At 68.2% G+C, this 12,612-nt stretch carries 10 protein-coding genes; 8 read left to right on the plus strand and 2 right to left on the minus strand.

What is annotated here, in order from left to right; translation table 11 throughout:
- Positions 1–8 precede the first annotated feature (8 nt).
- Together ACYR7D_RS13090 and ACYR7D_RS13095 are read right to left on the minus strand one after the other, a co-directional pair.
- Positions 9–2,015, minus strand: a complete 2,007-nt coding sequence (locus ACYR7D_RS13090; RefSeq protein ID WP_459549783.1) for a glycoside hydrolase family 15 protein — start codon at positions 2,013–2,015, stop codon at positions 9–11.
- 42 nt (positions 2,016–2,057) lie between these two features.
- Positions 2,058–2,720, minus strand: a complete 663-nt coding sequence (locus tag ACYR7D_RS13095; protein WP_459549784.1) for a class I SAM-dependent methyltransferase — start codon at positions 2,718–2,720, stop codon at positions 2,058–2,060.
- Positions 2,721–2,803: 83 nt separating this feature from the next.
- Between ACYR7D_RS13095 and ACYR7D_RS13100 the strand changes: the two genes are divergently transcribed.
- The 8 genes from ACYR7D_RS13100 to ACYR7D_RS13135 all read left to right on the plus strand — a co-directional run bounded on the left by ACYR7D_RS13100 (position 2,804) and on the right by ACYR7D_RS13135 (position 12,576).
- Positions 2,804–3,010, plus strand: a complete 207-nt coding sequence (locus ACYR7D_RS13100; RefSeq protein ID WP_459549785.1) for a hypothetical protein — start codon at positions 2,804–2,806, stop codon at positions 3,008–3,010.
- A gap of 151 nt (positions 3,011–3,161) precedes the next feature.
- A complete protein-coding gene (locus tag ACYR7D_RS13105; RefSeq protein WP_459549786.1) occupies positions 3,162–4,190 on the plus strand; it encodes a sulfate ABC transporter substrate-binding protein in 1,029 nt (342 codons plus the stop codon).
- Positions 4,191–4,313: 123 nt separating this feature from the next.
- Positions 4,314–5,114, plus strand: a complete 801-nt coding sequence (cysT, locus tag ACYR7D_RS13110; RefSeq protein ID WP_459550141.1) for a sulfate ABC transporter permease subunit CysT — start codon at positions 4,314–4,316, stop codon at positions 5,112–5,114.
- Complete coding sequence (gene cysW / locus ACYR7D_RS13115) at positions 5,111–5,917, plus strand: sulfate ABC transporter permease subunit CysW (RefSeq protein ID WP_459549787.1); 807 nt, start codon at positions 5,111–5,113, stop codon at positions 5,915–5,917. Before cysT ends, cysW begins: the two co-directional genes overlap by 4 nt.
- Positions 5,918–6,128: 211 nt before the next feature.
- A complete protein-coding gene (locus ACYR7D_RS13120) occupies positions 6,129–7,124 on the plus strand; it encodes a sulfate/molybdate ABC transporter ATP-binding protein (RefSeq protein WP_459549788.1) in 996 nt (331 codons plus the stop codon).
- 238 nt (positions 7,125–7,362) lie between these two features.
- Positions 7,363–8,376, plus strand: a complete 1,014-nt coding sequence (locus tag ACYR7D_RS13125; protein WP_459549789.1) for an AurF N-oxygenase family protein — start codon at positions 7,363–7,365, stop codon at positions 8,374–8,376.
- 17 nt (positions 8,377–8,393) lie between these two features.
- Complete coding sequence (locus ACYR7D_RS13130) at positions 8,394–9,983, plus strand: FAD-dependent oxidoreductase (protein WP_459549790.1); 1,590 nt, start codon at positions 8,394–8,396, stop codon at positions 9,981–9,983.
- A 403-nt stretch (positions 9,984–10,386) separates the two neighbouring features.
- A complete protein-coding gene (locus ACYR7D_RS13135) occupies positions 10,387–12,576 on the plus strand; it encodes an Hsp70 family protein (RefSeq protein ID WP_459549791.1) in 2,190 nt (729 codons plus the stop codon).
- Positions 12,577–12,612: the final 36 nt, after the last annotated feature.

Raw genomic sequence — 12,612 nt, forward strand, 5'->3', positions numbered from 1 at the left:
CGCTCATCTCATCTACGCCGGCTGCGCCACGGTGTCGTTTTCGTGTGGGCGGGATTGAAGGTCCCGGCCGGTTGGGCGTCCTCGGCGCGGATCAGGTGGGTGACCGCGTTGATCAGTGCCAGGTGGGTGAACGCCTGGGGGAAATTGCCCAGATGGCGACCGGTGTCGGGGTCGATCTCCTCGGCATAGAGTTTCAGCGGGCTGGCATGGGTGAGCAGCCGTTCGCACAACCTGCGGGCCCGGACGACCTCGCCGATCTCCACCAGCGCCGACACCAGCCAGAACGAGCAGATGGTGAAGGTGCCCTCGGCGCCGGACTGGCCGTCGTCGGTGGTTTCGGTGCGGTAGCGCAGTACCAGCCCGTTCTCGGTGAGCTCCTCGGCGATACCGAGCACGGTGGCGCGTACCCGCGGATCGTCGGCGGGGAGGAAGCGGGTGAGCACCACCAGCAGGAGGGAGGCGTCGAGCGTTTTCCCGCCGTACACCTGGGTGAAGCGGCCGCGTTCGTCCACGCCGTGGGACAGCACATCGGCCCGGATCTCGGCGGCGATCGTATGCCATTTCCGCGCGATCTCCGCCTGACCGTGCATTTCGGCCAGTCGTGCCCCGCGGTCCAGCGCCACCCAGCACATCACTTTCGAGGAGGTGAAATGCTGCGGTTCCCCGCGTACCTCCCACAGGCCGCGGTCGGGTTCGCGCCAATGCGCGATGGCCGCGTCGACCTGGCGCTTCAGCATGGGCCATAGAGTTTCCGGTACGTGCTGGCGTGATTTCACGTGCAGATAGACCGCGTCCAGCATGGTGCCCCAGATATCGTGCTGATCCTGGTTGTAGGCGCCGTTGCCGATACGCACCGGCCGGGCCTGGCCGTAACCGGACAGATGGTCGAGGGTGATTTCGGAGACATCGCGTTCGCCGCCGATTCCGTACAGCACCTGCAGCGGCGCCGGGTCGCCGTCCGCGGTGGTGGTGGCATCGTGCAGGAAGGCGAAGAAATCGTCGGCCTCGCGGTCGAGGCCCAGCGTGTACAGGCCCCACAGGGCGAAGCTGGAGTCACGCACCCACGAATAGCGGTAGTCCCAGTTGCGCTCCCCGCCGGGGCTTTCCGGCAGAGAGGCGGTGCCCGCCGCCATCAGCGCCCCGGTGGGGGCGTAGGTGAGGCCCTTCAGCGTGAGCGCGCTGCGCTGCAGGAAACGGCGCCACGGGTGATCGGGAAAATCGCCCAGGGTGATCCACTGCCGCCAGCATTCGACCGTCGTCTCCATCTGCTCGGCGGCTTCTTCGAAGGTACGCGGGGCAGGCAGTTCCGACCAGGTGAGCGCGACATAGGCGTGATCGCCTTCTCGCATCCGGGTACGGGCCCGGGCCTCGCGCCCTTCCAGACCCAGCCGCAGGTCGGTGGTGAGCACCAGGGTGGGGCCCACAGTGGGGTCGGCGGAACAGATCGCGGTCGCTTCCTCGTACACCTTGCCCGTGTACTCCCATCGGGCGGTCGCCCGGTGGTAGTCGAAGGACGGTTCGCAGCTGAGTTCGAGTTCGACGGTGCCGCTCACGCATTTGACCGTGCGCAGCAGCATATGCGCGGCATCCCAGTCGGTGGGGGTGCGCCGATGGGTGCGGCTGCGCTGCTCGGTGTTGTGCCACGGGCCGAGGACCAGCGCGTCCCGCACGATCAGCCAGCCGGCCTCGGTCTGCCAGGTGGTCTCCAGGATCATCCCGCCGGGCAGATAGCGCCGGGCGGCGGGCACGGCCCTGCCGTACGGACCCAGCCGGAAGTGGCCGGCGCTGCGATCCAGGAGGGCACCGAAAACGCTCGGGGAGTCCGGGCGGGGCACACACATCCACTCGACCGACCCGTTGCTGGCGATCAGGCAGGTGGTTTCGCAGTCGGAGAGAAAGGCGTAATCCTCGATGGGCGGGAAGTTGTTCCCCGCGCGGTGGTTCTCCGGCGGTGGATGCGCCGGGGAACCACCCGGCGCCCCGCCGGTGGGCGATACGTGGTCGGGACTCGGCATAACCCATGATGTGTTGCCGGGCCCCGGCCCGTCCACCCGCACTCAGTCGTTGCGCCGGATCCGCGCCAGCCAGGCGGCGACCTCGACCTTGCCCGAGGAGTCGGGGACGAGACCGTGGGCCTGCTCGGCGACGGTTTCGGTGATCCGCCCGTAGTAGCTGTCCGGGCGCAGCTCCTCGATCTCCCAGTCGGCACCGGAGAAGGAGTCGCGGATGAGACCGGCGCCGATCCGGGGGCCGAAACCGGGTTCGGAGTCCGAGAGCGCGAGAACGTGCACATGGCCCCCCGGTGCGCACAGCCGCCGCAGCGTGCGCACATAGGCGGCCCGGGCGGTGGCGTCGTCCAGGAACACGTGGAACAGGGCGCTGTCGACGATGGTGTCGAAGGTGCCGAGGGGGTTGTCTGCCCGGTCGGCGAGCTCCACCATGTCGACCACCTCGAAGCGCGCGTTCGGTACCCCTTTGGCCGCGGCGTTGCGCCGGGCGTAGGCGACGGCGCTCGGCGCGAGGTCCACGCCGAGTACGTCGTAGCCGAGCGCGGTGAGAGCGATGGTGTGTTCCCCGGCGCCCGCGCCGGGATCCAGTACCCGGCCGGAGATGAGACCGGCGCGTTCCAGCGCGAGCACGGCCGGTTGCGGTTCACCGATGATCCACGGGGCGGTGTCGTTGTCGTAGGCGGAATTCCATACTTCGGGGGCTCGGGTCATGACCCCAGACTGCAACCTGTAGCGCGGTTGAGGTCAAGCCCGGGGCCCGGGCGCCCGCGGCCGAGTGCTCTACGCTGGTCGCCGTGGAACGTATTGCCGGTTGGTGGGACGGGTTCGAGCTGTGGGTGGCCGGGCTGCCGTTCATCCCTCAGTTCCTCGTGGTGCTGGTGGGCATGGTGCCGATCAGTTTCGGTATCGCCTACCTGATCGACCGGATCCTGCGGCTGGCGGCCACGGCGCTGGGTCTCGACGACGAGTCCGAGCGCGATACCGGAAGCGGGGTGTGCTGATGCCGCGGTCCCGGGTCCAGCTCGCATTGGCGGCGCTCCTGGTGCTGGTGGTCATCGCCTGGCTCCTCACCAGGTGATCTCCCCGTCCGTTCGCGCAGGTGAGCAGCGGTGGCCACTAGACTTGCGCGAGTTCTGCGCAGAAAGGTCCACGATGTCACCCACCCCCTCGGTACGCCGCCGTCTCCTCGCCGTACTGGTCGCGCTGCCGGTGCTGCTGTCGGCCTGTGCGGGCGGTTCCAGTGACGAGGTCGGGGGAGGCGGGGCCGACGGTAGCGGGGGCACGGTCGATATGTACGCGTATGCGATCCCCAAACCCGGTTACGACAAGGTCATCCCGGAGTTCAACCGCACCGAGGCCGGTGCGGGCGTCGAGGTCCGTCAGTCCTACGGCGCCTCCGGGGACCAGTCCCGCAAGATCGCCCAGGGCGCACCGGCGGATGTGGTGAGTTTCTCCCTGGAACCCGATATCACCCGCCTGGTGGATGCCGGTCTGGTAGATCCGGACTGGAACGCCGACGCGACGCGGGGTATCCCCTTCGGGTCGGTGGTCGCGCTGGTGGTGCGGAGCGGCAATCCGAAGAACATCCGCGGCTGGGACGATCTGTTGCGGCCCGATGTGGAAGTGGTCACCCCCAACCCCTTCAGCTCCGGTTCGGCCAAATGGAACCTGCTGGCACCGTATGCCGTGGCCAGTGACGGTGGTCGTGAGCCACAGGCGGGGATCGACTACCTGAACCAGATGCTCACCCGTGTGCGGGTGCAGCCGAAATCCGGGCGGGAAGCCACCGAGGCTTTTCTGCAGGGCACCGGTGACGTACTGATCAGCTACGAGAACGAGGCGATCTTCGCCGAGCGGCACGGTGACCCGGTGGAACATATCGTGCCGGACAGCACTTTCAAGATCGAGAACCCGGTGGCGGTGCTCGAACACGCGCAGCATCCGGAAAAAGCCCTGGCTTTCCGGGACTTCCTCTACACGCCGGTGGCGCAGCGGGCCTGGGCGGAGGCGGGATTCCGTCCGGTGGATCCCGGGGTCGCCGCGGAGTACACCGAGGTGTTCCCGCAGCCGCGGACCCTCTACACCGTGGCCGGCCTCGGCGGCTGGGAAACAGTGGAGGCCGGGCTGTTCGCACCGGAGTCCGGCACGATCGCCCTCGCCTACGACAACGCCACCGAGTAGCCGCGTGACCCGGCCCACACGCGATACTGGATACCCGTGACCGAACGCAGCCCAGCCACCGACCCCGCGCGCGCGGGATCGGCCGGCCACGACGTTTCCCCCCGTCGACCGCTCCGCTCCCGGCTGCGGTTCACCGGTTCGGTGGGTCCGCTCGGTATCGCCACGGCGATGCTGTGGCTCAGCGTCATCGTGCTGCTGCCATTGGCGGCGCTCACCGTCAGCTCACTCGACAACGGCTGGTCCGGATTCCGGGATGCGATCACCGATCCGGTGGCGCTGGCGTCGTTGCGGGTGACGGTGCTGGTGTCGGTGGTGGTGGCGCTGGTCAACGTGGTCATGGGCACGTTGATCGCCTGGGTGCTGGTGCGCGACGATTTTCCGGGGAAGGGCGCGGTGAACGCGCTCATCGACCTGCCGTTCGCGCTGCCCACCATTGTCGCCAGCATCGTCCTGCTCGCCCTGTACGGGCCGCGCAGCCCCATCGATGTCCATCTCAACGCCACCCGTCCGGGCCTGGTGGTCGCGCTGGCATTCGTCACCCTGCCGTTCGTGGTGCGATCGGTGCAGCCCGTGCTCATCGAGGCCGACCGCGAGGTGGAACAGGCGGCGCTGTCCCTGGGCGCCGACAACTGGACGACCTTCCGGCGGATCGTGCTGCCGACCCTGGCGCCCGCCATCATCAGCGGCGGCGGCCTGGCCTTCGCGCGAGCCCTCGGGGAATTCGGTTCGGTGGTGCTGATCGGCGGCAATATCCCGCGCGAAACCCAGGTGGCCTCGCAGTACATCCAGCAGCAGATCGAAATCGACCGGCCGATGAACGCCGCCGCGGTATCGGTGGCGCTGCTGGTGATCGCTTTCGCCGCGCTGCTGGTGCTGCGGGTGTTCGCCGACCGCACCGCCCGCAAGGAACGCGAGGCCCGATGAAACTGTCCGCACCCAGCCGGGTGGCCCTGCGGGTGCTCGCGCTCGGCTACCTTTTCGTCCTGCTGGTCCTGCCGTTGGGCGTGATCCTGTACCGGGCTTTCGAGCACGGTATCGGCGCGTTCATCGATCAGATCAGCACCCCGGCGGCGATCTCGGCGTTCAACCTGTCCATGCTGATCCTGCTCATCGTGGTGCCGGTGAATGTGGTGCTCGGGGTGGTGATCGCGTTGGCGCTGGTGCGCGGGAGTTTCCCCGGCCGCCGGCTGCTGCAGGGGCTCGTGGATCTGCCCTTCGCCGTCTCGCCGGTGGTGGTCGGTGTCGCGTTGATCATGCTCTGGGGTGTCGGCGGCTGGTTCGGCGTGGTCACCGAATGGGGTTTCCGGGTGATCTTCGCGCTACCGGGCATGGTGCTGGCGACCATCTTCGTCACCATGCCGTTCGTGGTGCGCGAGGTCGAGCCGGTGCTGCACGAGATCGGGGACGACCAGGAACAGGCGGCCGCGACCCTGGGGGCCTCGCGCCGGCAGACCTTCTGGCGGATCACCCTGCCCGCGATCCGGTGGGGCCTCACCTACGGTGTGGTGCTCACCGTCGCCCGTGCGCTGGGCGAATTCGGCGCGGTGATCATGGTCTCCTCCGGGTTCCCGGGGGTCTCCCAGACGCTCACCCTGCTGGTGCACGAACGCTATATCAACGATCACAACGATTTCGGCGCCTACTGTGCCGCCACCCTGCTGATGGGCCTCGCGCTCGTCACCCTGCTGTTGATGACGCTTCTGGAACGGAAGCGGGACGCCTCGTGATGCGGTACCTCCGCCTTCGCTGTGGTCTCCGCGGATCTCAGGGAAGCATCGTGATGTGGTGTTTCCGTTCGGCTGCGGTCTCGGTGGGCCGTATGAATCAGTTTCGGGGGAGGCATCGTGATGTGGTGTCTCCGTCTTCGGTGCGGTCTCCGCGGATCGCACGGACCAGTTTCGAAGGAGACCTCGTGATCGTGTATGCCGGAGGCCGCTTGTGATCACTGTGACCGGCGCGCGCAAGAACTATGGTTCCTTCGCCGCTCTCGACAACGTCAGCTTGGACATACCGTCCGGAGAGCTGACGGCGCTGCTCGGCCCGTCCGGTTCGGGGAAGTCGACGCTGCTGCGGTCGATCGCCGGACTGGAAACGCTCGACTCCGGTGTGGTGACCATCGGCGGCCGCGATGTGACCCGGGTACCGCCGCAGAAGCGCGATATCGGATTCGTCTTCCAGCACTACGCGGCGTTCAAACATATGACGGTCCGCGACAATGTCGCCTTCGGCCTGACCATCCGTAAACGGCCCAAACGCGAGATCGCCGCGCGGGTGGACGAGTTGCTGGGCATCGTCGGGCTCGACGGTTTCCAGCACCGGTATCCGGCCCAGCTCTCCGGCGGACAGCGGCAGCGGATGGCCCTGGCCCGGGCACTCGCGGTGGATCCGCAGGTACTGCTGCTGGACGAGCCGTTCGGCGCCCTGGATGCCAAGGTGCGTGCGGATCTACGTACCTGGCTGCGTCGTTTGCACGAGGAAGTGCACGTCACCACGGTGCTGGTGACCCACGACCAGGAGGAGGCCCTCGACGTCGCGGACCGGATCGCGGTGATGAACGCCGGGCGGATCGAACAGGTCGGCAGCCCGGAGGACGTCTACGACCGGCCGGCCAGCGAATTCGTCATGTCGTTCCTCGGCGCGGTGGCCCGGCTGAACGGGCATCCGGTGCGTCCGCACGATATCCGGGTGGGCCGCGATCCGAGTATGGCGCTGGCCGCCTACGAGGGCACCGCGGAATCGGCGGGCGTCACCCGGGCCACGGTCGAGCGGGTGGTGCGGCTCGGGTTCGAGGTCCGGGTGGAGCTGCGCAATGCCGCCACCGGGGATCTGTTCGTGGCACAGGTGACCCGCGGTGATGCCGAGGCGCTGCGGCTCGCGGAGGGGGAGACCGTCTACGCTCGCGCCACCCGTATCCCGAGCCTGCCCGGGAGCTGAGCCCGCACGGCTGTTACCGGGCCCGCTCCTACCCGTTCCGGAAGTATGGGCGGGCCCGTTTCGTCCGCCGCGTGCTGGTTCCGGCGGACCGAGAATCCGGCTTTCTGTCCTGACCTGCTGTGATACGCCTTACTCGGCATTGTGATCCGGTTGCGCGCCGGAGTTCTGTTGACGTACCGCGCTGTAGCTGTAACTATGGGAAACAGTTAAGCCGCATCATCGACGAGAGGCAGTGACGATGACGTCTTCAGCCACCACGGTCTCCGACGACCAGCTGGTCGCCCAGGCTCAGGAGTACGCGGAGAAGCTGTTGCTGCTTTCGGAGGGCTCGGTCAACCGGAATTTCGATCCCTTCGAGGATATCGATTGGGACAATCCCGACTTCGATCCGGAAGCCCGGCCCGAACGCTGGATCCTGCCCGTATCGGGTGACACCCTCGGTCGTCACCCCTGGTATCAGGCGCTTCCCGAGGAGAAGAAGATCGCTCTCGGCAAGTACCGCCAGGCCAATGTCGCCAAGGTCGGGCTGCAGTTCGAGGCCATCCTGATCAGCGGCATGATGCAGCACATCTTCGGACTGCCCAACGGTGACCCGGAGTTCCGCTACTGCTCCCACGAGATGATCGAGGAGCACAACCACACTCTGATGTTCCAGGAGATGGTGAACCGGATCGGCGCCGATGTGCCGGGAATGGGACCACTGGTTCGCCAGATCCGGCATCTCGCCGTACCGGTCGCAGTTGCCTTCCCGAACCTTTTCTTCATGGCCGTGCTCGGGGGCGAGGAGCCCATCGACCATATCCAGAAGGATGTACTGCGCTCCGGCGAGGAAGTGCATCCGATCATGCGCGGCGTCATGGCCATCCACGTGGCCGAGGAGGCCCGGCATATCTCCTTCGCCCACGAATTCCTGAAGAAGCACGTACCGGAAGTGTCGCCGGCCAACAAGTTCGTGCTGTCGCTGGCCATGCCGGTGGTCATGTGGATCCTGGGGCGCGCGATCGTGACCCCGCCCAAGGCGTTCTTCGACGAATTCGACATCCCGGAGAACGTGCGCAAGGAGTTGTTCTTCGATTCCCCCGACGCCCGGCAGACCTTCAGCGATTACTTCGGTGATGTGCGCGCCCTGGCGCAGGAGATCGGCCTGATGAACCCGATCGCCAAGCGGGTGTGGAAGGCCCTGGGGATCTCCGGGCACACCACCCGGTACCGCTCCGAGCCGCTGCGCGCCGTCCCCGGCGCGGCGGCCTGAGCGCGGCGGTTGCCTTCATGCCCTACGTTGTCACCCAGTCGTGCTGTAGCGACGCGTCCTGTGTGTACGCGTGCCCGGTCAACTGTATCCATCCCACACCGGACGAACCCGATTTCCGGACCGCGGAAATGCTCTACGTGGACCCGGCCGCATGTGTGGACTGCGGCGCCTGCGCGTCGGCCTGCCCGGTGGACGCCATCACCTCGGTGAAGAAGCTCACCGACGATCAGAAACCGTTCATCGAGATCAACGCCGACTTCTACCGCCAGGCCCGGCCGCGCCCGCTGCTGGCCCGGCCGGTGCCCGCGCCTCCGATCGATACCGCCGGCCGCGGGCCGTTGCGGGTCGCGGTGATCGGTTCCGGCCCCTCGGCCATGTACGCCGCGGACGAACTGCTCACCCAGCCGGATGTGCGGGTCACGGTGTTCGACCGGCTGCCGGTGCCGTACGGGCTGGCCCGCTACGGTGTCGCACCGGATCACACCAAGACCCGCAAGGTGGCCGAGCTGTTCGACGTGATGTCGCGACAGCCCGGTTTCGGCTCGTATTTCGATGTCGAGGTGGGTACGCACATCTCGCACGAGGAACTGCTCGCCTACCATCACGCCGTTGTCTACGCCGTCGGGGCTTCGACCGACCGCAAACTCGGAATCCCGGGTGAGGGCCTGGCCGGGAACGTATCGGCGACCGATTTCGTGGCCTGGTACAACGGCCATCCCGACCATGCGCACCACGATTTCGATCTCTCGCAGCAGCGGGTCGTGATCGTCGGCAATGGCAATGTGGCGCTCGATGTCGCCCGGATCCTGACCACAGACCCGGAGGAGCTGGCCGGTACCGATATCTCACCGGTCGCGCTCGAGGCCCTCCGGCGCAGCGCGGTGCGCGAGGTAGTGGTGCTGGGCCGGCGTGGTCCCGCCGAATCGGCGTTCACGGTCCCCGAATTCGTCGGATTGCTGGGCGCTGATGTGGATATCGCGATCGAAGGGGAGCTGCCGCCGATCACCGCGGACCTGCCCTACCAGGTGGAGCAGAAGCTGAAACTGCTGCACCGGATCGCCGACCGGCCGTCCGGGCGCCGGCGCCGCATCGTGTTCCGGTATCTCAGCGCGCCGAGTCGTATCCTCGGCCCCGACGCCGTCACCGGTGTCGAGGTGGAGCGCACCGAACTGGTGGCCGAAGCGGACGGCCGGGTGCGTGCGGTGGCCACCGGTGATCTCGGCCTGCTGGAGACCGGGCTGGTGCTCACCTCGGTCGGTTACCGGGGGGTCCCGATACCGGGCCTGCCCTTCGACGAGCGGCGGGGAATCGTCCCGAACCGGGCCGGGCGGGTGCTGGAGGACTCCGACGGTGCGGTGCTTCCGGGGGTGTATGTGACCGGGTGGATCAAACGCGGCCCCACCGGATTCATCGGTACGAACAAATCCTGTGCCCAGGAGACGGTGCGGCAACTGGCCGACGACTTCAATACCGGCCGGCTGGCCGAACCTGCCGGAAGCGCGGCGGCCTTCGACCGGCTGCTGCGCGGCCGCCGTCCCCAGGTGCGGCCGGGGGGAGCGGTGCTGCGCGCCGGTAAGCCGGTGCGCCGCTTGTTCTCTCGCGCCTGAACCGCTCTCTTCCCGCCCGTCCGGTGTTCCCATCGGGCGGGCGGGTCTGTTCCGGATTCGATTCCGCTGTGGCAGCTATTGACTGGTTACCCGTGAGTAGACGCCGGCTTCCGGCATTGTTCGCGTCAGTGGGGCTTACGCGGAAACCGAAGGCGGGTCGGCGATATGTACCGGTTGGTATTCACCGAACTCCCTGGTGGTTGCCGCGTATCGGAATTACCGCTTATCGGTCTATCGGTATGTTTCAAAGGGGTCGAACGGGGATCGCTTCCGTAACTTCGGTTTTCCTCGCCGATTTTTCGATTTCTTCCCGTGGTTCCAGCTAACCTGTGCTCGCTGTTTGGAAAACGACCGCGCCCATGGTTCTTTCGGACGTGGTCTCGGTGCGTTGACGGGATGGCAGATGACTTCTGGGCTGGGTATCGGTATCGGTACGGTGAACGTTGTTTCGGCGCGGATCACGGGGCAGAACGCACGCCCGGTCGTCCGGACACGGCGGACGGCGGTGGGATTCGACAGCGGGGGCACCGCACGGCTCGGCGGTATCACCCGATTCTCCACGGCGGTCAACGAATTCGCCGATCTGGGACGTGATCCCGATTCGGTCTACGTCGACGGCCGGATCTTCTCGCCCACCACGATTTTCGCCTCGGTGGTGCAGGGCATGGTGGCCGCGGAACCCGCGGCTGCGGTGGTGGCCACCCATCCCGCCGGCTATACGGCCAAACAGCTCGATCTGCTCCGGCAGAGCCTGGATCTGGCCGGTGCCGGCCATGTGCAGTTGGTTCCGGAACCGGTGGCCGCCGTCCACTGGCTCGAGACCGAACACGGGCCCCTGGACTCCGGATTCGTGCTGGTCTACGACCTGGGCGGGAACAGTCTCGATGTGGCTGTCGTCCGCACCGGCCCGGACTGGCCACACCATCCCCTCGTCGGCACACCGATTCGCTCCTACGAATTCGGCGGACGCCCGTTGGGCGCGCTGATCGCGCGCTGCGCCGGGGACCGCGCGATCGGCCCGGCCGCACCCGGTACCGGCGCGGTTTCCCTGGTGTCGTTCGTGAACCCCGAAGGGCTGCGCCGCGAACACGTCCGGGATTCCCTGGAGGTGGTCCGCGCGGCGGTGCGCGCCGCCGGTGTCGCGCTCTCCGATATCGGGCGAGTGCTGGTGGTAGGCGGTGCCGCGCGGCCGCCGCAGGTCGCCGAAACCCTCGCCGAACTCGGCCTGCCGGTGACCGTCGCCGCCGACTCCGGCCAGTGCGTCGCCCTCGGCGCCGCCGGTATGGCCGCCGACAGCATCGCACCGACGGGTTCGGCCCGCCTCGGGCACCCACCGATCTTCTCGGGGGCCGCTCTGTTCTCCGCGGTCGCCATGTCCGCGGCCACCATCCTCGGCAACGGAGCGGCCGATCCCGCGCTGCCCGAGCCCGAACGGCCGCCGCTGCGCGGGCCCGGGGCGGTGCTCTACGAGATCCACGGTGAGGCTCAGGTCGAGCGATCGGAAAGTGGCTGGAGCGTCTCGTACGCGCCGCTCGGCGCACCCGCCCGGATCGCTCCCGCCGGGGTCGCGCGGCTGTACGGACCGCCCATACCGGGTCGGACGGATGCCCCGGCACAGCCGCGGATCGTCCGCCCCGCGCCCCCTGGAAGGTACGGTGCGCCGCCGGCCGAAGGTAGCCGGCCCGGTACCCACGACAGCGATCCGGCCCGTTTCCACACCCCCGGGCCTTTCGGGTACCCGGGTATTCCGCTGCCGGCCCAGCCGGGTACGGGCCCCGACGGCCCCGGGTCCCCGGACGCGGACGAACCGGATGATGGTCAGCCGGACGGTGGGCAGTCCGGTGGTGAGCAGTCGGGTGGTGGTCAGCCCGGTGGTGAGCAGGCCGGTGGTGGGCAGTCCGGTGGTGGTCAGCCCGGTGGTGGTCAGCCGGGTGGTGGTCAGCCCGGTGGTGGTCAGCCGGGTGGTGGTCAGCCCGGTGGTGGTCAGCCGGGTGGTGGTCAGCCCGGTGGGGAGCAGCCCGGTGGTGAGCAGGCCGGTGGTGGTCAGCCCGGTGGGGAGCAGGCCGGTGGTGGTCAGCCCGGTGGGGAGCAGGCCGGTGGTGGGCAGTCCGGTGGTGGTCAGCCCGGTGGTGGGCAGTCGGGTGGTGGTCAGCCCGGTGGTGGGCAGTCGGGTGGTGGTCAGCCCGGTGGGGGAACGGATACGGGACACGGCCCGGGTGCATGGTCGCCGGAAGGTGGTGGCTTGCCCGGTCCGGCTGGTTTCGGTGCGCCGGGTGGTGACCGGCCCGGTGGTGGCGGCTGGTCCCCGGGCCACGGCTGGTCGCCTCCGGGCGGTACCGCCGCGCCGAGGTCCGGGATGGAAGGTACCGGCGTCCCCGGGGCGCACAGCGCTGGTCCGGGCATGAGCCGCGACGGTGTGGGCGGACCGTCGCCGAACGGCGGGTACAGCGGACCCGGAGGTCCTCTTTCCGGCGGGGGCCGCCCCGATTCGTTCGGCGGGTATTCGAATCCCTCCTCTTCCGTCGGGCCCGGGGGGTTCGGTGGGCCCGGAGGTAATCGCCTCGGTGGTGCGTCGCACGGCTTCCACCGCTGATCCCACCCTGGTGCGCCACCATGCGCGAGCAGGTGG

The sequence above is a fragment of the Nocardia sp. X0981 genome, assembly GCF_977089955.1.

Bases quoted from the DNA above. Each gene is read 5' to 3' on its own strand.
- ACYR7D_RS13090 (WP_459549783.1), bottom strand. From the start codon at position 2,015: ATGCCGAGTCCCGACCACGTATCGCCCACCGGCGGGGCGCCGGGTGGT.
- ACYR7D_RS13095 (WP_459549784.1), bottom strand. From the start codon at position 2,720: ATGACCCGAGCCCCCGAAGTATGGAATTCCGCCTACGACAACGACACC.
- ACYR7D_RS13105 (WP_459549786.1), top strand. From the start codon at position 3,162: ATGTCACCCACCCCCTCGGTACGCCGCCGTCTCCTCGCCGTACTGGTC.
- cysW (WP_459549787.1), top strand. From the start codon at position 5,111: ATGAAACTGTCCGCACCCAGCCGGGTGGCCCTGCGGGTGCTCGCGCTC.
- ACYR7D_RS13125 (WP_459549789.1), top strand. From the start codon at position 7,363: ATGACGTCTTCAGCCACCACGGTCTCCGACGACCAGCTGGTCGCCCAG.
- ACYR7D_RS13130 (WP_459549790.1), top strand. From the start codon at position 8,394: ATGCCCTACGTTGTCACCCAGTCGTGCTGTAGCGACGCGTCCTGTGTG.
- ACYR7D_RS13135 (WP_459549791.1), top strand. From the start codon at position 10,387: ATGACTTCTGGGCTGGGTATCGGTATCGGTACGGTGAACGTTGTTTCG.